General features: G+C 70.2%; 13 protein-coding genes. 3 read left to right on the top strand and 10 right to left on the bottom strand.

Annotation, left to right across the window (positions count from 1 at the left end; translation table 11 throughout):
- Positions 1-69 precede the first annotated feature (69 nt).
- The 5 genes from ffh to AB0J02_RS27525 all read right to left on the bottom strand — a co-directional run bounded on the left by ffh (position 70) and on the right by AB0J02_RS27525 (position 7,871).
- Positions 70-1,629, bottom strand: coding sequence for a signal recognition particle protein (gene ffh, locus AB0J02_RS27545; protein WP_363196459.1), 1,560 nt, complete (start codon positions 1,627-1,629; stop codon positions 70-72).
- A gap of 195 nt (positions 1,630-1,824) precedes the next feature.
- A complete protein-coding gene (locus AB0J02_RS27540) occupies positions 1,825-4,362 on the bottom strand; it encodes a [protein-PII] uridylyltransferase (RefSeq protein WP_363196458.1) in 2,538 nt (845 codons plus the stop codon).
- Between the two features lie 31 nt (positions 4,363-4,393).
- Positions 4,394-4,732, bottom strand: coding sequence for a P-II family nitrogen regulator (locus AB0J02_RS27535; RefSeq protein ID WP_116509391.1), 339 nt, complete (start codon positions 4,730-4,732; stop codon positions 4,394-4,396).
- Positions 4,729-6,075 carry an ammonium transporter gene (locus AB0J02_RS27530; protein WP_363196457.1) on the bottom strand — a complete coding sequence of 449 codons (1,347 nt, stop codon included), beginning with the start codon at positions 6,073-6,075 and terminating at the stop codon, positions 4,729-4,731. Before AB0J02_RS27530 ends, AB0J02_RS27535 begins: the two co-directional genes overlap by 4 nt.
- A 317-nt stretch (positions 6,076-6,392) precedes the next feature.
- On the bottom strand, positions 6,393-7,871 hold the full coding sequence (locus AB0J02_RS27525; protein WP_363196456.1) for a hypothetical protein: 1,479 nt from the start codon (positions 7,869-7,871) through the stop codon (positions 6,393-6,395).
- Positions 7,872-8,332: 461 nt separating this feature from the next.
- On the opposite strand from AB0J02_RS27525, the gene AB0J02_RS27520 reads away from it, so the two are divergent.
- The gene (locus tag AB0J02_RS27520) at positions 8,333-9,001 is read left to right on the top strand and encodes a bifunctional DNA primase/polymerase (protein ID WP_363196455.1); all 669 of its coding nucleotides are present in this window, start codon (positions 8,333-8,335) and stop codon (positions 8,999-9,001) included.
- A gap of 73 nt (positions 9,002-9,074) precedes the next feature.
- Here AB0J02_RS27520 and ftsY read toward each other — a convergent pair whose 3' ends face one another.
- Positions 9,075-10,289 carry a signal recognition particle-docking protein FtsY gene (gene ftsY / locus AB0J02_RS27515; RefSeq protein ID WP_363196454.1) on the bottom strand — a complete coding sequence of 405 codons (1,215 nt, stop codon included), beginning with the start codon at positions 10,287-10,289 and terminating at the stop codon, positions 9,075-9,077.
- 176 nt (positions 10,290-10,465) lie between these two features.
- Here ftsY and AB0J02_RS27510 point away from each other — a divergent pair, with 176 nt between their 5' ends.
- Both AB0J02_RS27510 and AB0J02_RS27505 read left to right on the top strand, forming a co-directional pair.
- On the top strand, positions 10,466-11,911 hold the full coding sequence (locus AB0J02_RS27510) for a cytosine permease (RefSeq protein WP_363196453.1): 1,446 nt from the start codon (positions 10,466-10,468) through the stop codon (positions 11,909-11,911).
- A gap of 62 nt (positions 11,912-11,973) precedes the next feature.
- Positions 11,974-12,972, top strand: coding sequence for an LLM class flavin-dependent oxidoreductase (locus AB0J02_RS27505; protein WP_363196452.1), 999 nt, complete (start codon positions 11,974-11,976; stop codon positions 12,970-12,972).
- Positions 12,973-13,039: 67 nt separating this feature from the next.
- Here AB0J02_RS27505 and AB0J02_RS27500 read toward each other — a convergent pair whose 3' ends face one another.
- The 4 genes from AB0J02_RS27500 to AB0J02_RS27485 form a co-directional block, all read right to left on the bottom strand.
- Entirely contained in the window at positions 13,040-14,464 is a 1,425-nt protein-coding gene (locus AB0J02_RS27500; RefSeq protein WP_363196451.1) for a sugar porter family MFS transporter, read from the bottom strand.
- 209 nt (positions 14,465-14,673) lie between these two features.
- The gene (gene smc, locus AB0J02_RS27495; RefSeq protein ID WP_363196450.1) at positions 14,674-18,243 is read right to left on the bottom strand and encodes a chromosome segregation protein SMC; all 3,570 of its coding nucleotides are present in this window, start codon (positions 18,241-18,243) and stop codon (positions 14,674-14,676) included.
- 245 nt (positions 18,244-18,488) lie between these two features.
- The gene (locus tag AB0J02_RS27490) at positions 18,489-18,692 is read right to left on the bottom strand and encodes a hypothetical protein (RefSeq protein ID WP_324767428.1); all 204 of its coding nucleotides are present in this window, start codon (positions 18,690-18,692) and stop codon (positions 18,489-18,491) included.
- A gap of 383 nt (positions 18,693-19,075) precedes the next feature.
- Positions 19,076-19,357: an acylphosphatase gene (locus tag AB0J02_RS27485; RefSeq protein WP_363196449.1), complete on the bottom strand. Its 282-nt coding sequence runs from the start codon at positions 19,355-19,357 to the stop codon at positions 19,076-19,078.
- Positions 19,358-19,463: the final 106 nt, after the last annotated feature.

The following is a 19,463-nucleotide window of genomic DNA, read 5'->3' as shown; positions in this document are numbered from 1 at the left end:
GTGAGGGGCGCCCGCAGCAGCGAGCGCCCCTCTCCCCTCCGTCTACGGAAAGGTCACCGACCCATGACGTCAGCCCATGAACTTCTTGAACTCGTCGGGGAGTTCGAAGTCCTTGCCGCCCTGCTGGTCGGCGCCGGGCAGCCCCAGCGCGCCGCCGGCCTCAGCGGCGGCCGCACGCCGGGCGGCCTCCTCCTGCTCCTGCTGCTTGCGCTTCATCGGGTTGCCGGAGCGCTGCTTGCCCTTGGCCTTCTTCGCCTGCTTCTTCTGCCGGCCGGCGCCGCCACCCATGCCGGGCATGCCCGGCATCCCGGGCATGCCGCCGCCCTGGGCCATGCGGGACATCATCTTGCGGGCCTCGAAGAACCGCTCGACCAAATTCTTGACCGCGCTGACCTCGACACCGGAACCCTTGGCGATACGGGCGCGACGCGAGCCGTTGATGATCGCTGCGTCGGCGCGCTCGGCCGGGGTCATCGACTTGATGATGGCCGCAGTGCGGTCGACGTCACGCTCGTCGAGGTTGGCGATCTGGTCCTTCATCTGGGCCATCCCCGGCAGCATGCCGAGCAGCTTGGAGATGGAGCCCATCTTCCTGACCTGCTCCATCTGCGCCAGGAAGTCGTCGAGCGTGAAGTCCTGGCCCTTCTTGGAGGCCAGCTTCGAGGCCATCTTCTCGGCCTCTTGCTGCGAGAAGGTCTGCTCGGCCTTCTCGATCAGCGTGAGCATGTCGCCCATGCCGAGAATGCGGGACGCCATGCGGTCCGGGTGGAACGCGTCGAAGTCGTCCAGCTTCTCGCCGTTCGAAGCGAACATGATCTGGCGGCCGGTGACGTGGGCGATCGAGAGCGCCGCACCACCGCGCGCGTCACCGTCGAGCTTCGACAGCACGACACCGTCGAAGCCGACACCGTCGCGGAACGCCTCGGCCGTGTTGACCGCGTCCTGACCGATCATCGCGTCGACGACGAACAGGACCTCGTCCGGCGATACCGCGTCGCGGATGTCCGCGGCCTGCTGCATCAGTTCCTGGTCGATACCCAGGCGGCCGGCGGTGTCGACGATGACGACGTCGAAGACCTTCGACTTCGCGAACTCGATGGAGTCCTTGGCGACCTTGACCGGGTCGCCCACACCATTGCCCGGCTCGGGGGCGTAGATGCCGACGCCGGCCCGCTCGGCGACGACGCTGAGCTGGTTCACGGCGTTCGGGCGCTGCAGGTCACAGGCGACGAGCAGCGGCGAGTGGCCCTGGGACTTGAGCCAGTGGCCGAGCTTGCCCGCGAGGGTCGTCTTACCGGCACCCTGCAGACCCGCGAGCATGATCACGGTGGGCGCGGTCTTGGCGAAGCGCAGGCGTCGGGTCTCGCCACCGAGGATGCCGACGAGCTCCTCATTGACGATCTTGATGACTTGCTGTGCCGGGTTCAGCGCCTGGGAGACCTCGGCACCGGCAGCGCGTTCCTTGACCTGCTTGATGAAGGCGCGGACGACCGGCAGGGCCACGTCGGCTTCCAGCAGGGCGATCCGGATCTCGCGCGCCGTGGCGTCGATGTCCGCCTCGCTGAGGCGACCCTTGCCGCGGAGATTCTTGAATGTCGCTGCGAGGCGATCGGAAAGAGTGTCGAACACGGCGGTCGCGAATCCTCGGGTCGGGTGGCTCTACGGACGGGTGGCCTTCCAGGGTATCGGTCGCGACGGATTGGGTCAGCGCCCCGTCAGGAGCAGGGGGAACCAGGCGCCCGGCCACGTGCCTCCCGCACCCGCAGGCCACCCCTCGGCCGGCTTCGCCCAGAGGCCGTGACGGCCCGCCGCGACCCCCACTTCTCAGCCCCCGGCGGTGCTTGTTTGCAGTGCCTTCTCCAGCGACCGCGCCACCGACACCGCCTCCTGCGACGGCAGCGGCGCCTCATCGGGCCCGGTGACGTAGAAGGCGTCCACGGCGTTGGCGCCCAGCGTGGAGACGTGCGCGGAGCGCACCCGCACGTCGGAGACCTCCAGCGCCCGCCCGATCCGGTGCAGCAGCCCCGGTGCGTCCTGGGCCCGTACCTCGATGACGGTCGCGAGCCGGGAGCCGGCCGACGCCACGGTGACCCGGGGCGGTGGCGCCACCGCGCCGCGCCGGCGCGGGTACGCCGCGTCCCGCTCGGCGAGCCGCGCCGCGATGTCGAGCGAGCCGTCGAGGGCGCGTACGAGATCGGCCCGGAGCCGGGCGGCCTGCGGCAGGGAGCCGTACTCGGCGGCGACCCGCCAGTTCAGCAGCAGGACCGATCGGCCCTCCGGGCGTCCGCCCTCGTCCTTCCGCGGCCGCTGGCCCCATTCGTCGGGCAGCGACAGGGACCGCAGTTCCGCCGTGCGCACGGTCAGCCGGTGCATCGCGAGCACGCCGGCCACCGCCGGGAGCACTCCCGACTGGTCCGGCACGGCGATCAGCAGCTCGACGCCCTGCGGCTCCGGCCCGATCGCCTCGGAGGCGTGCTCCGAAGTGTCCTCCTCGGAAGAGGGCACCGCCTCTGTCTGCGCGCGCAGCGAGAGCACGGGGCCGCCCGTACGGAACGCCTCGACCGCGAGCCGCTCCTGTTCGGCGGTGGGTTCCACGGCGTCGGGAGCGTCGGGGTCGAGGGGCGCGTCCCCGGCGAGCACCGCGGAAACCCGCTTGACCAGGTCGGTCACGAGCGACCCGCGCCACGACGACCACGCGGCGGGGCCCGTGGCCAGGGCGTCCGCCTCCGTCAGCGCGTGCAGCAGCTCCAGCGTCCCCTGCGAGCCGACCGCGTCCGCGACGGCTCGTACGGTCGCCGGGTCCTCCAGATCGCGCCGGGTGGCGGTCTCGATGAGCAGCAGGTGGTGACGGACCAGGGAGGCGAGCACCGCGACATCGGCCCGGTCGAAACCGATCCGGGCCGCTACGTCCCGCGCGATGACCTCGCCCGCGACCGAGTGGTCGCCGGGCCAGCCCTTGCCGATGTCGTGCAGCAGCGCCGCGACGAGCAGCAGGTCGGGCCGCCCGACGCGGCGCGTCAGCTCCGAGGCGCGCACGGCGGTCTCGACGAGGTGCCGGTCGACGGTCCAGGTGTGCACGGCGTTGCGCTGCGGGCGGCAGCGGACCCGCTCCCAGTCGGGCAGCAGGCGCGTGATCAGCCCCTCGGCCTCCAGCGCCTCCCACACCTCGACGGTCGTCCGGCCGGCGCCGAGCAGCGTGACGAGCTGCTCGCGTGCCTCGGCGGGCCAGGGCGTGGGGAGCGGGCGGGCGGCCGCGGCCATCCGCCGCACCGCGTGCAGCGACAGCGGGAGGCCGGCCTGCGCCGCGGCGGCGGCCGCTCGCAGCGGGAGCACCGGGTCCCGCTCGGGGCGGGCCGCCCGCGCGAGCACGACCTCGCCGTCCATCTCGACGACACCCTCGGCGAGCGGCGAGCGCTCCACAGGTGCGGACTTGCCGCCCAGCATGGCCCGCAAGCGGGGACGTACCGAGCGGGACTTGAGCACGCGGCCGACCTCGCGCCAGGTCACGTCGCTCGCGTACGACACCGTGCGGGCCGCCTCGTACACCTGCCGCAGCAGTGTGTCGGCGTCCAGCAGGCCCAGCTCGGCGGCGACCTGGTCCTGTTCCTGGAGGGCGAGCCGGTCGGTGGCGCGGCCCGTCGCCAGATGCAGCGCGTCGCGTACGTCAAGCAGGCGGCGGCGGGCGTCGGCGAGGCCTTCGCGCGGCGCGTCGGCCAGCCACGAGGCGGCGACTGCCCGCAGCGCGGTCGCGTCCCGAAGGCCGCCCCGCGCCTCCTTCAGGTCGGGTTCGAGAAGGTACTGCAGTTCGCCCTGGCGCTCGGCCCGTTCCTCGCACAGCTCGCGCAGTTCGGGCAGGCGCTTGGGTGCCTGGTTGCGCCAGTCCGCGAGGACGGCGGTGCGCAGTCCCGCGGTGAGGCCCAGGTCGCCCGCGAGGTGCCGGGCGTCGAGCAGTCCCAGCTGCACCTTGAGGTCGTCGCCCGCGGTCTTGCGCGCTTCCACGGGGGTGCGCACGGAGTGGTCGAGGGCGAGGCCGAGGTCCCAGACCGGGTACCAGATGCGGTCGGCGAGCGCGGCGACCGCGGCGGGGTCGGCCGAACCGTCGTGCAGGAGCAGCAGGTCGAGGTCGCTGCGCGGGGAGAGTTCACCGCGCCCGTAGCCGCCGACGGCGACCAGCGAGACGCCCCCGCCCGGCGTTCCGGCGCCGAAGAGTTCCGTCAGCCAGTCGTCGGTGAGCTCCGCGAGGGCTGTACGCCGCGGCGGCCCGGACCGCGCCTCTCCTTGGAGGAGGCGCAGCCGGGCCGCCGCGTAGCCGCTGGGTTTGCCGTCCGCTTCTTCGGTCGTTACGTCGTTCACACTCGTCACCCAGCGACTCCCGTTCCGTCCGTCGAATCGGTTACAGCGCGTCCGGTCCGCGTTCGCCGGTCCGGACCCGCACGGCCGTCTCGACGGGGACCGCCCAGACCTTGCCGTCCCCGATCTTGCCTGTTCGTGCCGCCTTCACGACGACATCGATCAGTTGCTCGGCGTCGTCGTCCTCGACCAGTACCTCGATACGGATCTTGGGCACCAGGTCGACGGTGTACTCCGCGCCACGGTAGACCTCGGTGTGGCCGCGCTGGCGGCCGTAACCACTGGCCTCCGTCACCGTCAGCCCCTGGACGCCGAAGGCCTGCAGGGCCTCCTTGATCTCGTCGAGCCGGTGCGGCTTGACGACCGCGGTGATGAGCTTCATGCGTCCACCTTCTTGGAGTCCTGAGCGACCGGGGCGGGCACCGCCGTACGGGCGATGGAGCCGCCGCCCGCGCCGCTGAAGTCGTACGCGGTCTCGGCGTGCTCGACCTGGTCGATGCCCGCGACCTCGTCGTCCTCGCTGACCCGCATGCCCAGCGTCTTGTCGATGAGGAAGGCGAGGATCGCGGAGGCGATGAGCGAGTAGGCCAGGACCCCGCCGACGCCCGCGCACTGCTTCCACAGCTGGGAGAAGGAGTGGTCGCCGTAGAAGACGCCCGTCGCGTCGGACTGGCCGCCGCCGGTGGCGAAGAAGCCGATGAGCAGGGAGCCGGCGATGCCGCCGACCAGGTGGACGCCGACGACGTCGAGCGAGTCGTCGTAGCCGAACTTGTACTTGAGGCCCACGGCCATGGCGCACAGCACACCGGCGATGGCGCCGACGGCGATCGCGCCGAGCGGCGAGACGGCACCACCGGAGGGGGTGATCGCGACGAGACCGGCGACGGCACCGGAGGCGGCGCCCAGCGAGGTGAACGCGCCGTGGCGCAGCTTCTCGTAGATGAGCCAGGCGAGCATGGCGGCGGCGGTGGCGACTTGGGTGTTGATGAACATCAGCGCGCCCACGCCGTCGTCGTTGCCGAGCCACGAACCGGCGTTGAAGCCGAACCAGCCGAACCAGAGCAGACCGGCGCCGAGCATCGTCCACGGCAGCGAGTGCGGCCGCATCGGGTCCTTCTTGAAGCCGACGCGCTTGCCGATGACGAGGATCACACCGAGTGCGGCGGCACCGGCGTTGATGTGCACGGCCGTACCGCCGGCGAAGTCGATGACGCCGAGGTCGAAGGCCCAGCCGCCGGTCCCCCACACCCAGTGCGCGACCGGGAAGTAGACGATCGTGGCCCACAGGGCGATGAACAGGGCCCACGCGGAGAACTTCACGCGGTCCGCGAGGGCACCGCTGATCAGGGCGGGCGTGATGATGGCGAACATCAACTGGAAGACGGCGAAGACATAGATCGGGATGGTGTAGCCGTCCCAGAGCTGGGTCAGCCCGACGCCGCTGAGACCGACGAAGTCGCCGTCCCAGCCGATCAGCGACCCCTTGTCGGTGCCGAACGCGAGAGAGAAGCCGTACAGCACCCACAGGATCGTGACGATCCCGAGGCTGATGAAGCTCATCATCAGCATGTTCAACGTGCTCTTGACGCGGACCATGCCTCCGTAGAAGAAGGCCAGTCCCGGCGTCATGAGCATCACCAGGGCGGAACAGATCAGCATGAAGCCTGTGTTCGCGGCAGAGAGCTTGGGCGCTTCTGCGGCGAGCGTGATGGCGGCTGGTGCCATCGGCGTCTCCTCGTCGTTGGTACGGCCCCGTGCGGGCGAAGCCTGATGCGGTCATGAGGGGTGGCTTATGCGCCAAAAGATTGGCGCAGCGCGGTTTCCGCGGGCGCCCCTCGATGTTTCGCCGCAGTGACGAAGAGGTCGTGGGTGTTACGCGTGCATGAAATGCCGGAGAGCGGCGGTGTCGATCGTTATCGTGACGCAACCGGACGCAGACACGAAAGAACCGGCCGCGGTCTTCCGTCCTCGATGACCTGGCATGGGGGAGCCGAGTCGGGCTGTTGCGGGACGGTCGGCCGCGGCCGGCGTTTATGGGGGTGTCAGACCGCCGCTTCGGCGGTCTCGGGCAGCTGGACGGCCAACTGGTCGGTCAGCTGGATGACTTCGGCGACGTCCCCGAAGTCCCGCACGGCGGTGTCCACGGTCTTGCGGATACGGGTGTTGACCCGCTCGGAGCGCACCTTCCTGGCGATCCCGAGCGCTTGGTCCGCCAAGACCGTGGCCTGCTCGGGCTCCTTCTGGAGCAGGTGCACCGTGGCCATGCCGATCAGGTTCAGTGCGTACGAACGCTGGTGCTCGATGTCCTTGCCAAACAGCTCGACGGCCGTCTGCATCAGCGGCTCGGCCATCGACGCGTAGGTGGGGCTGCGCCCTGCGACGTAGGCGAGATCACGGAAGGAGTGGCTGTTCTCCCCGTGCAGCTCGGCCTCGGAGAAGAAGCGGATCCAGTCGGGGTCCGGGTCGTCCCAGTCGTCGGCGTCGGTGAAGGTGTCCTCGGCCATCCGCACGGCCCGCTTGCACTTGCCGGGCTGCCCCATGTTCGCGTACGCGCGGGCCTCCATCGCATACAGCATGGACTGGGTGCGCGGGCTGGCGCAGTCGCGACTGCCGTACTGGGCGAGGTGCACGAGTTCCAGGGCGTCCTCGGGGCGGCCGAGGTGGATCATCTGCCGGCTCATGCTGCTCAGCACGTACGAGCCCAGCGGCTTGTCGCCCGCTTCCTTGGCGGCGTGCAGGGCGAGCACGAAGTATTTCTGGGCGGTGGGCTGCAGACCCACGTCGTAGCTCATCCAGCCGGCCAGCTCGGCGAGTTCGGCCGCGACCTTGAACAGGCGCTTCGTGGTCTCCTCGGGCTGCGGCTCCTGGAGGAGGTCGGTGACCTCGTGCAGCTGTCCCACGACCGCTTTGCGGCGCAGACCGCCCCCGCACTGGGCGTCCCACTGGCGGAACATGACGGTGGTGGACTCGAGCAGGTCCAGCTCCGGCCTGGACAGCCGGTTCCCCCGGCGCTGGGCGGCGGGATCGGAGGCGGACGCGGACGCGCCGCCGGGGCCCGGCACCAGCCAGCGCTGCATCGGCTCGATGAGCGAGGGCCCGGCGGCGAGCGCGAGCGAGCTGCCGAGGAAGCCGCGGCGCGCCAGCATCAGGTCGCTGCGCGAGAACTCGCCGATGAGCGCGACGGTCTGGGGCCCCGTCCAGGGCAGGTCGACGCCGGACACCGAGGGGGCCTGGTGCGCGGCCCGCAGTCCGAGGTCCTCGACGGCGACCACGCAGCCGAACCGCTCGGAGAACAACTCGCTGAGGATGCGCGGGATCGGCTCGCGCGGGTTCTCCCCGTCGAGCCAGCGCCGCACACGCGAGGTGTCGGTGGAAATGTGGTTCGCACCCAACTGCCGTGCGCGCCGGTTCACTTGACGCGCCAGCTCGCCTTTCGACCAGCCGCTGCGCACGAACCACGAGCCGAGCAGTTCGTTCGGGCGCTTCTCAGCGTTCGTCACGCTTCCGCCGCTGCCGCCCACTGGAACGCCCCCATCCCTGAAGCCATCTACGACACCCAACGCCGAGTCCTGTCGGCCGCTCTTCGCCCGCAAGCCCTATCAGGATGCCGTCAACTACGGCGCCCCGTCCGGCACTTGTCACTCCTCGAACAGGAAACCGAGTTGCCTGCGGCATACCCGCGGCTGCACGCACCCTCAGGGTTCGTGTACCGAAAGTAATCCTACGATCACCCGTCCGGCGAGGGCGAACCGGGAAACGCCACCATTCGCCACCCCTTCGAATGAACTCAGAAGCGGCCCCGCACGATTCACTTGACATAGGACAGCCGGAAGTAGGCGAAACGGTGTGCGCCGGGGCGCGTGCCACCGGGCGCACCACCCCGGATGCGACTCGGCGCCGCCCTGACCACGCGGCGCGCACACTGGGTCACGATCCGATTCCGTCTCGTAACCACCGGCGCGCAGGACCCGTTGGAGGGGGCATGGGCTTCACGATCGGCGGCATTCGCGAGATGCGTTCCGGCTCACGTCGCCGCGGCCGCACATCCGGCCGCGCTTCGGAGTGCACGACGGTGGCGGAGTTCACCGGGCTGTGGGGCTGGGACGTGGTGCCCGGCGCGCGCGCCGCGGGGCCGGACTGCTCCTGCGGCAGGACGAACTGCCCGGCGCCAGGCGCTCATCCGCTCGACCCGGCGGCGGTGGTGCCGGCCGGGGCCACGCTCGGCGAAGTGACCAAGTCCTGGGGGCAGTTCCCCGGCGCCTCGATCCTGCTTCCCGTGGGCCGCGCCTTCGACATCATCGACGTCCCGGAACCGGCGGGCCGTCGCGCCCTGATCCGCCTGGAGCGCATGGGCCTGCCGCTCGGCCCGGTGATCGCCACCCCCGAGGGCCGCGCCCACTTCTTCGTGGCGCCGGGAGCCGCCGCCCACCTCCCGACCCTGCTCTACCGCACGGGCTGGGACGACGCGAGCCTCGACCTGCACGCGCTCGGTCCGGGCACGTACATCACGGCCCCGCCCTCCGACCGCGCGGGCCTGGGCCCGGCGACCTGGTTGCGGGCTCCGTCCCTGGACACGGCGACGCAGCCGCCGCAGGCGCGGCTGCTGTTGGGGACGTTGGCATACGTCGCCCATCGCTCGCCCTGCGCATAAGTTGAGGGGCGGGGAGTCGCGGTCCGATCCCGGCCCGCGACTCCCCGCCCCTCTGCCGAAGGCCCTGAACCGACTACTCCCCGATCAGCGCGTCCACGAACGCCTCGGGCTCGAACGGCGCCAGATCGTCCGCCCCCTCACCGAGACCGACCAGTTTCACCGGCACGCCCAGCTCGCGCTGCACGGCCACGACGATGCCACCCTTGGCCGTACCGTCCAGCTTGGTCAGCACGATGCCGGTGATGTCGACGACCTCGGCGAACACCCGGGCCTGTACGAGCCCGTTCTGCCCCGTCGTGGCGTCGAGCACCAGGAGCACCTCGTCGACCGGCGCGTGCTTCTCCACGACGCGCTTGACCTTGCCGAGCTCGTCCATCAGGCCGGTCTTGGTGTGCAGCCGGCCGGCGGTGTCGATGAGCACGACGTCGGCGCCCACCGCGATGCCTTCCTTCACGGCATCGAAGGCGATGGACGCCGGGTCGCCGCCCTCGGGCCCGCGCACCGTACGCGCGCCGACCCGCTCGCCCCACGTCTGCAGCTGATCGGCGGCGGCGGCACGGAAGGTGTCGGCGGCACCGAGCAAAACGTTCTTGCCGTCGGCGACGAGCACGCGCGCGAGCTTGCCGGTCGTGGTGGTCTTGCCGGTGCCGTTGACCCCGACGACCATCACGATGCCCGGAGTGTCCAGGTTCGAGTCGGTCTTCACCACGCGGTCGAACTCGGGGACGAGCAGCGCAAGGAGCTCCTCGCGCAGCAGCGCGCGCAGTTCCTCCGGGGAGCGCGTGCCGAGCACCTTCACCCGCGCGCGCAGCCGCTCGACGAGCTCCTGGGTGGGCTGCACGCCGACGTCGGCGGTGAGCAGCGTGTCCTCGATCTCCTCCCAGGTGTCCTCGTCGAGGTGCTCACGGGACAGGAGCGTGAGCAGCCCCTTGCCGAGCGCGTTCTGCGAGCGGGAGAGCCGGGTGCGCAGCCGCACCAGGCGGCCCGCGGTCGGCTCCGGGACCTCGATCTCGGGAGCGGCCGGGGCCGGCGGCTCCGCTTCGGTGACCTCCTCGGTGACCGGCTCGGCGACCGGGAGGTCGACCTCCTCGATCGTGCGCCGCGCTTCGTCGCGCGGCGTCTCGGCCTCGTCGCCGACGTGCGGCTCAGTGGGCGGGGCGGCGGTGATGTCGGGCGCCGAGGGCGGCGCGGGCGGCAGCTGCTTCTTCTTGCGACTGCCGACCACGAGCCCGCCGAGCGCGCCGATCACGACCACGGCGATGACTACAGCAAGGATGACGATTTCCATAACTCGTCCAGTATCAGCCATGGGGCTCCGCCGGGGCTGTTCTCGTAAGTTCCTCCAAAGGACAAACGCGTACGGAGGGCATTACTCGGACTAAAGTACGATGGAAGAGGGTGCATCAACGCGCGTAGAGTCCACCGCATCCCCGCCCCACCCCACAGAGGCACGGAACCCACCGCATGAGCAAGACCGCCGAATCCGAAGGCGCCCTGGAGACGCGCGGCATCGAGCCCGTCCCCGGTGCCGAGCGCACCGCCAAGACCCGCGAGCTGTTCCCGACGTGGGTCGCCGCCAACATCAGCGTGCTGCTGCTCACGATGGGCGCGAGCCTGGTCGTGGCGTACAAGCTCAACTTCTGGCAGGCCGTCGTCGTCGCGGTCGCGGCGCCCGTCGTGTCGTACGGCCTCGTCGGCCTGATCGGCATCGCGGGCAAGAGGGGCGGCGCTCCCGGCATGGCCCTGTCCCGTGCGGTCTTCGGTCAGCGCGGCAACCTGCTGCCCGGTTCGCTGATCTGGGTGGCGCGCTGGGGCTGGGAGACGATCAACGCGGTGACGGGTGCGTACGCCGTGCTCACCGTCCTGGACATCCTGTTCGGCATCGAGCAGAACGACGTCCTGGTGATCGTCACGCTGCTGCTCTTCGTGGTCGCCACCTTCGCCATCTCGGGCCTCGGCATCAACGCCGTGCAGAAGTGCAACAAGTACGCGACCTACCTCTTCGGTCTCTTCACGGCACTGGTGCTGATCTTCCTGATCGTCGACACCGACTGGTCGGAGGTCTTCGGCCGGCCCGCGGGCCAGACCTCTCTGATGGTCGCCGGCATCGGCCTGATCGCCGCCGGTGGCGTCAGCTGGATCCCGGCCTCCCCCGACTTCACGCGCTATCTGCCGCGCACCGCCTCCTCCAAGGCGATCGTCCGCAACTCGATCGGCGGCGCCGGCATCGTCGTCCTGCCGATGGTCCTGATGGGCGCCGTCATGGCGGTCTCCACGCCCGACCTGGCCTCGGCCGCCGACCCGGTCTCCTTCCTCGGCGAGATCCTGCCGATGTGGATCGCGGTGCCGTACCTGCTGATCGCCCTGGTCGGCATGTTGCTGATCAACGCCATGTCGATGTATTCGGCCGGCTTCACCGCGCAGACACTCGGCTTCAAGGTCCCGCGCCACTGGGCCGTCTCGGTCAACGCGGTGATCTCGCTGGTCTTCGGCGGCATCCTGATGCTGGTCGCGACGAGCTTCATGGGCTCGTTCATCGCCTTCCTCTCGCTCCTCGCCGTCGCCTTCTCGGCCTGGGTCGGCGTCTTCGGCGCGGACATGTTCACACGCAAGCACTACGACGCCGCCGCCCTCGTCGACACGACCCGCGCCAGCGCGTACTGGTACAAGGGCGGCTTCGCCCCGGCGGCGGTCGCCTCCTGGGCCGTCGGCCTCGGCGCGGGCCTGCTGTTCACCACGTCGGACTGGTTCACGGGACCGCTCGCCTCGAACAACTTCATCGGCGAGTACGGCCTCGGCTGGGTCGTCACCATCGTGGTCTCCGGACTGCTGTACCTGGCGCTGCCGAAGCCCGCGGACACCACCACGGCCCCGGACGAGAGCAAGGAGCCCGCGACCCTGGCCGTCTGACGCTCCGTCAGCTACCGTCCCCCTTCACCCGAGCCCGAGCCCGCGTGAAGGGGGACTTTTTCATGCCCGTCTCCGTCGTACGGTTCAATCTGGTCGACCCCGCCGGTACCCCCGAATCGCTGAGCGTCCGCTACAAAGCGGCGGTCGAGATGGCGGCGTACGCCGACGACCGGGGCGTCGACACGGTGCAGACCGAGGAGCATCACGGCGCCGCGAACAACTGGCTGCCCTCCGCGTTCACCTTCGCGGGCGCTGTCTTCGGCGCCACGCGTCGCATCGCGGTCACCGTCTCCGCGATCATCGGGCCGCTGCACGACCCCCTGCGCCTCGCCGAGGACATCGCCGTACTGGATCTGCTGAGCGGCGGCCGGCTGGTGACCGTGGCCGGGATCGGGTACCGGCCCGAGGAGTACGCGCAGTTCGACGTGGAGTGGAAGCGGCGCGGCAAGCTCCAGGACGAGCTGCTCGACACGTTGCTGAAGGCCTGGACGGGCGAGGAGTTCAGCTTCCGCGGGCGCCGGGTCCGCGTCACCCCGCGCCCGCTCACGCAGCCGCACCCGCTGCTCCTGGTCGGCGGCTCCTCGCAGGCGGCCGCGCGCCGGGCGGCCCGGCTCGGCCTGCCCTTCTTCCCCAGCGCGCATCTGCCGGACCTCGACGCGTACTACAAGGAACGGCTCGCCGAGTACGGCACCGAGGGCTGGACCATGATGCCCGCGAAGACCACGCCCCTGCTGCACGTGTCCGAGGACCCGGACCGCACCTGGGCCGAGCACGGCGCGCACTTCCTGCACGAGGCGCGGACGTATGCGTCCTGGCAGTCCACGGACATCCGGTCGGCGGTGAAGTCGGCGGCGACGACGGTCGACGAGCTGCGCACCGAGGGCGTCTACCGCATCCTCACGCCCGACGAGTGCCTGGCGCAGGGCCTCGACAGCTACGTACTGCATCCGCTGTCGGGCGGCATGCCGGTCGACGAGGGCTGGCGCAGCCTGCACCTGTTCTGCGAAAACGTACTGCCCCGGCTCAAGGACCTGTCACAGGTCGACGAGCCGGGGCAGTGACGCGAACGGGGAGATGGCAGCGGGGACTTGACCCATCTCCCCGGGTCTCGCGGGGAGCGGGCCGGTGTCAGCCCATCTCCTCCAGGGCCTTGCCCTTGGTCTCCTTCACGAACTTCATCACGAACGGGATGGAGATCGCGGCGAAGGCGCCGTAGATGATGTACGAGCCGGTCAGGCTCCACTCCGACATGCTCGGGAAGGTCTTGGTGATGGCGAAGTTGGCCAGCCACTGGGCCGAGGCCGCCACACCGAGCGCCGCGGCGCGGAGCCGGTTCGGGAAGATCTCGCCGAGCAGCACCCAGACCACCACGCCCCAGGAGAGGGCGAAGAAGAGGACGAAGGCGTTGGCCGCGATGATCGCGGTCAGACCCTGCGCGTTCGGCAGCGAGACGTTGTCGCCGGAGCCGGTCCGGTACGAGAAGGCCCAGGCACAGGTGAACAGGGCGATCGCCATACCGGTGGAGCCGATGATCGCGAGCGGCTTGCGGCCGATGCGGTCGACGAAGACCATCGCGATGACCGTACCGATGATGTTCACGATCGACGTCTCGAACGAGTACAGGAACGAGCTGGAGGGGTCCTTGCCGATGGACTGCCACAGCTGGTTCGAGTAGTAGAAGATCACGTTGATGCCGACGAGCTGCTGGAAGATCGACAGGAAGATGCCGATCCAGACGATCGGCAGGAAGCCGAACTTGCCGCCGAGCAGGTCCTTGAAGGTCGACTTGTGCTCGCTGCGCATACCGGCCTCGATCTGCGCGGCACGCGCGTCGAGGTCGATCCCTTCGCCCTCGACCTCGGCCAGGACCTTCTTGGCCTCGGCCTCGCGTCCGACGGAGATCAGGAAGCGCGGCGACTCGGGGATCGCGAAGGAGAGCAGACCGTAGAGCAGGGCCGGGATGACCATGACGCCGAGCATCCACTGCCAGGCTTCCAGGCCGCCGACCTTGCCGCGCTGGTCGCCGTCGGCCATGTTCAGGATGCCCCAGTTGACGAGCTGGGAGATCGCGATGCCGATGACGATGGCGGCCTGCTGGAACGAGGCGAGCCGGCCGCGGTACGCGGGCGGGGCCACCTCGGCGATGTAGGCCGGGCCGATGACGGAGGCCATACCGATGCCGATGCCGCCGATGACGCGCCACATCGTCAGATCCCAGGCCGCGAACGGCAGGGAGGAGCCGACGGCGCTGATCGCGAAGAGGCCCGCGGCGATCTGCATACAGCGGATACGGCCGATGCGGTCCGCGAGCCGCCCCGCGACGGCCGCGCCGACGGCGCAGCCGAGCAGCGCGGACGCGATGATCCAGCCGAGCACGTCGGCGTTCACGTCGAACTTGTGCTGGATGGCGACGGTCGCACCGTTGATCACGGAACTGTCGTAGCCGAACAGGAAACCACCCATCGCGGCTGCCGCCGTGATGAAGATGACGTGCCCGAGATGATCGGGCTGGGCGTCCTTGGCTCCTGATTTAGGTGCCTCAGTGCTGGTCACGTGTACTCCTCGGGCCACCGGCTTCGCTGCCGGGGGTGGGGGCGAGAGCCCTTCCAGTGGCGCACAACTTCACGCCGCCCACCACCTGAAGGTAAAAGCAACGTTGCAGAGACTATGCCTTCAAGTTTCGAAGTCAATACTTCGACTGCTGTGAGTTTTTAGGCATGAAGAGGCACATTGAGTTCAACTCTTGAAGACTGCCGGGCAGGCTAGCGCAGTCGCTGACTGATCACCTTCGACACCCCGTCGCCCTGCATGGAGACCCCGTACAACGCGTCGGCGACCTCCATCGTGCGCTTCTGGTGCGTGATCACGATCAGCTGCGAGGCCTCCTGCAGCTCCTGCATGATGCGGATCAGGCGCTGCAGATTGGTGTCGTCGAGGGCGGCCTCGACCTCGTCCATCACGTAGAACGGGCTGGGGCGCGCCTTGAAGATGGAGACCAGCAATGCCACGGCGGTCAGCGACCGTTCGCCGCCCGAGAGCAGGCTCAGCCGCTTGACCTTCTTGCCCGGCGGGCGGGCCTCGACGTCCACGCCCGTGGTGAGCATGTTGTCGGGATCGGTCAGGATCAGCCGTCCCTCGCCGCCCGGGAACAAGCGGCTGAAGACGCCCTCGAACTCGCGCGCGGTATCGCGGTAGGCCTCGGTGAAGACCTGCTCGACCCGCTCGTCGACCTCCTTCACCACCTGAAGGAGGTCGGCCCGGGTCTTCTTCAGATCCTCCAGCTGCTCGCTGAGGAACTTGTGACGCTCTTCCAGCGCCGCGAACTCCTCGAGAGCCAGCGGATTGACCTTTCCGAGCTGCTGGTAAGCGCGCTCGGCGGACTTGAGCCGCTTCTCCTGCTCCGAACGGACGAAGGGCCGCGGCCTGTTGCGCGGGTGCTCCGGATCCTCCGGCAGTTCCTCACCCTCGGCGGGGAGCGAGGGCGGCACCGGCTGACCGGGACCGTAGTCCGCGACGAGCCCGGCCGGTTCGACACCCAGTTCCTCCAGCGCCTTGGTCTCCAGCTGCTCGATCCGCAGCCTCTTCTCCGCTCCTAGTACCTCGCCTCGGTGAACTGAATCAGTCAGCTTGTCGAGTTCTGCCTTCAGATCGCGGCCGCGGGCCCGCTCGGTGACGAGTTCCCGCTCCCGCTCGGCCTTGGCCCGCTCGGCCAGCGTCCGCTCCTCGTCGGCCCGGGTGACGGAGACCTCGACGTGCGCGAGCAGCTGTCGCGCGCCGGACGCCACCGCCTCGGCGACAGCGGCCTCGTACCGGAGCCGGGCGCGCTGCCGCTCGGCACGCGCGCGTGCCTCGCGCTCGGCGCGGGCCGCGCGGTCCAGCGAGTCGGCCCGCCCCGCGAGCCCCTTCACCCGCTCCTCGTGCGTACGCACCTGGAGGCGGGCCTCCATCTCGGTCTGCCGCGCGTTGGCGCCATCGGCGGAGAGCCGGTCGCGTGCCGAGGTGTCCGGTTCCTCGCCCCCTCCTTCCCCGACGGGGGCTTGCTCCTCGGCCACCGCGAGCCGCTCGGCCAGCTCCTCAGCGTCCATGGCCGCCTGTTCCAGCGCGTCCTGCGCCTTGGCCGCCGCGGTGGCGCTGCGCTCGGCCTCGCCCGCGGCGCCACGGGCCTGCCCGGCGAGCCGCCCGAGCTGCTGGGCGCGGCCGGAACGTTCCCTCTCTATGGCCCGCTGCTGCTGCCCGAGCTCCTCGACGAGCGCGGTGCACTCCCGGCGCCGCTCCCCCGCCGCCTGCTGCACCTCGGCCAGCTCCTCGCACTGCGCGACCAGTCGCTCCAGCTCGGCGGCGGCCTCGTCGACGGACGCCTGCACTTCCAGCAGGCTGGGCGCACCGGCGGACCCGCCCTGCGCGAAGTGCGCCCCGAGCAGGTCCCCTTCGGCGGTCACCGCGGTCAGCTCGGGCCGCGCGTAGACCAGATCCTCCGCGTCCTCCAGGCTGCCCACGACCACGATGCCGTGCAGCAGCTGCCGCACGGCGGGCATCAGCTCGGCGGGGCCGCGGACGAGTTCGGCGGCGTACGGCGGGTCGCTCCGCGACTGCTCGGCGCACGTCCCCGCCGGGGCCCCGGCCAGCAGCAGCGCCGCCCGTCCCGCGTCCTGCTTGCGCAACAGGCGAATCGCTTCCGCCGCGGAGGCGGGCGTCGTCACGGCGATCGCGTCGGCGGCCGCGCCGAACGCGGCCGCCACCGGCACCTCGAACCCGGGCGTCACCGACAACAGCTCGGCGGCGGGCCCGAGCACCCCGCTCAGCCGCTCCCTCGCCCCGAGCAGCGCGCCCGTACCGTCCTTCCTGCGCAGGCCGAGCGCGAGCGCCTCGCGCCGGGCGGCGACAGCGGCCCGCTCGCGCTCCGCGGACGTGGCCGCCTCGCGGGCCGCGGACAGTGCGGACTCGGCACCGGCGAGCGCGGCCTTGGCGCCTTCCAGCCGCTCTCCGAGTTCCTCGTCCCCGGCGTCGAGCCCGTCGACCTCGGCCTTGAGCTGCTCGTACTCCTCCTGCGCGACGCCGGCCCGCTGCTGCGCCTCGTCCCGGGCGGCCGCGAGCCGGTCGATCTCGGCCTGCGCGGAGGCGGCCCGGGAGCGGGCGGCGTTGACCTGGCCCTGCAGCCGCGCCAGACCTTCCCGCCGGTCGGCGATGGCGCGGGCGACGTCCCTCAGCCGGCGCTCCTCGACCGTCAACTCGCGCTCCAGTTCGGCCCGGTGGGCCACCGTCTCGTCGAGGGCGACCTGGGCCGATTCGAGCGCCGCGGTCAGCTCGGCCTCCTGTTCCCGCACCCGGGCGGCCTCGCGCTCCAGGTCCTCGGGGTCGCGCCCGCGCCGCTCCTCGGCCGGGGCGGAGGTGGCGCTCTTGACGCGCGCGTCGGCCAGCGAGATCGTGCCCCGCACCCGCTCGGCCAGCTGCGACAGCTCGTACCAGCTCTGCTGCGCCCGTTGCAGCCGGGGCGTCAGCTGCCGCACCTGGTCCTCCAGGTGCCCTTCGCGCAGCAGCGCCCTCTTCAGCTCGCCCTCGGCCGCTTCCTTGCGCTGCTTCAGCTCGGCCTCGTCGGCGACCTCGGTGCTGAGCGCCTCCTGGAGGCGCACGAGATCGTCGGCGAGCAACCGCAGGCGCGCGTCGCGCAGATCGGCCTGGATGACGGCGGCCCGGCGGGCGACGGCGGCCTGCCGGCCCAGCGGCTTCAACTGCCGCCGGAGTTCGTCGGTCAGGTCCTGTACGCGGGCGAGGTTGGCCTGCATCGAGTCCAGCTTCCGCAGCGCCTTCTCTTTGCGCTTGCGGTGCTTGAGGACGCCCGCGGCCTCCTCGATGAAGGCGCGGCGCCCCATGGGATCGGCGTGCAGTACGCCGTCGAGCTGGCCCTGGCCGACGATGACGTGCATCTCGCGCCCGATGCCGGAGTCGGAGAGCAGGTCCTGGATGTCGAGCAGCCGGCAGGTGTCCCCGTTGATCTGGTACTCGCTGCCGCCGTTGCGGAACATGATCCGCGTGATGGTGACCTCGGCGTACTCGATGGGCAGCGCGCCGTCGGAGTTGTCGATGGTGAGCGACACCTCGGCACGGCCCAGCGGGGGGCGCCCGGTGGTGCCGGCGAAGATAACGTCCTCCATCTTGCCGCCGCGCAGCGACTTGGCGCCCTGCTCCCCCATGACCCAGCTCAGGGCGTCCACGACATTGGATTTGCCCGAGCCGTTGGGACCGACGACGCAGGTGATGCCCGGCTCGAAGCGCAGGGTGGTGGCCGAGGCGAACGATTTGAACCCGCGCAGGGTCAGAGCCTTGAGGTGCACGCCGTCGGACTCTACCCGGCGGCTATGTCTCACTCCACGAACCCACGGTTTCGCCTGTGAAAGTGCAGGGCACATCAGACGTTAAGAAAACGCGTCGGTGCGTGGGGGCCCGGGGACCGGGGCGTCGAGGCATGGGGAGCAAGAAAGAAGGGACGCCGAAGCGTCCCTTGCATATCTCTGTCAACTGCAGATCTTTGTCAAGCGGCTGGTACGAGCAGCCTGCTCACGCGCGTCGCTGGGCGTGATCAGGTGAGCGCCGGCTCCGCCTGGGGTACGTCGATGCTCTCCATCAGAGAGTCGTGAGAAGCGGCAGCCGCGAGCGCGTCGTTCTCGGCCTGGATCCGACCGAGCTCGGATTCAAGATCCTGGACGCGCTGCTGGAGCCGTCGCATCTCGGAGAGAAGTCGCGGGTCGCTGCCGCCGACGTAACCGAGAAGCGCCTTTGCCATGATGGATGGTCCTCCACACTGAGTGACCGACCGAAGCGGTGTGGGTCGGGAGAATCGCACCCGCGGTGCTTGGCACTTCTTCTGTCTTTTGCTGCCGTTCTTACATGCCAAACAGCTAAGGTGCGCGGGGATTCCAGAGTCTCACCAAAAAGTTTGACGGTCAACACGATCACGCCCCATATCGGCGGGTAACCCGGGGGCTTCACGCCGTGAATCGTCCGGCGCGGCCTGACCTTCGGGACCCTGGGGGCGTAGCGATCTTCCGTAGGTCCGGAGCCTGCCACGAGTCCCCTGCCTTGGCAACCACCAGGGCGTTTCTGCCCGGAGCAGATGCCTACGGCACCTCTCCCAGGGGCGCGCGCGGCCCCGCCTGCGGTGACGGTTCAGCGAATGGCAAACCCGTCGTAGCCGCCGCGGGGCGTGTCCCAGATCTCAGTGACACCGTCGACGCGGCCGGGTGTGTCGCCGTCGTGGAGCCAGTCGAGCAGCTGCTGGCACGCGGACCGCTGCCCCTCGGCGACCACTTGTACGCGGCCGTCCTCCAAATTGAGAGCAAAGCCACTCAGGCCGCCGATCTCCATGGCTCGCGCACGGGTGAACCACCGAAAACCCACACGTTGGACGCGTCCTCGCACCCAGGCGGTGAGTCGTACGTCTTCGTTCATGGGTGCACGCTAACCGGCCGATTGCACTCGGAGCACTTCGTCCCCTTCCGTCTTGCGGTACCGTCGCGGACCGATGAGCCTCACTCGTATGAGTGAGTCACATCGA

The sequence above is a fragment of the Streptomyces sp. NPDC050264 genome (assembly GCF_040655895.1).
Classification (GTDB): Bacteria; Actinomycetota; Actinomycetes; order Streptomycetales; family Streptomycetaceae; genus Streptomyces.
Note: the sequence above shows the minus strand (reverse complement) of the source record. Positions and strands in the feature narration are given on the sequence as shown.

Bases quoted from the DNA above. Each gene is read 5' to 3' on its own strand.
- AB0J02_RS27535 (WP_116509391.1), bottom strand. From the start codon at position 4,732: ATGAAGCTCATCACCGCGGTCGTCAAGCCGCACCGGCTCGACGAGATC.
- AB0J02_RS27530 (WP_363196457.1), bottom strand. From the start codon at position 6,075: ATGGCACCAGCCGCCATCACGCTCGCCGCAGAAGCGCCCAAGCTCTCT.
- AB0J02_RS27520 (WP_363196455.1), top strand. From the start codon at position 8,333: ATGGGCTTCACGATCGGCGGCATTCGCGAGATGCGTTCCGGCTCACGT.
- ftsY (WP_363196454.1), bottom strand. From the start codon at position 10,289: ATGGAAATCGTCATCCTTGCTGTAGTCATCGCCGTGGTCGTGATCGGC.
- AB0J02_RS27510 (WP_363196453.1), top strand. From the start codon at position 10,466: ATGAGCAAGACCGCCGAATCCGAAGGCGCCCTGGAGACGCGCGGCATC.
- AB0J02_RS27505 (WP_363196452.1), top strand. From the start codon at position 11,974: ATGCCCGTCTCCGTCGTACGGTTCAATCTGGTCGACCCCGCCGGTACC.
- AB0J02_RS27490 (WP_324767428.1), bottom strand. From the start codon at position 18,692: ATGGCAAAGGCGCTTCTCGGTTACGTCGGCGGCAGCGACCCGCGACTT.
- AB0J02_RS27485 (WP_363196449.1), bottom strand. From the start codon at position 19,357: ATGAACGAAGACGTACGACTCACCGCCTGGGTGCGAGGACGCGTCCAA.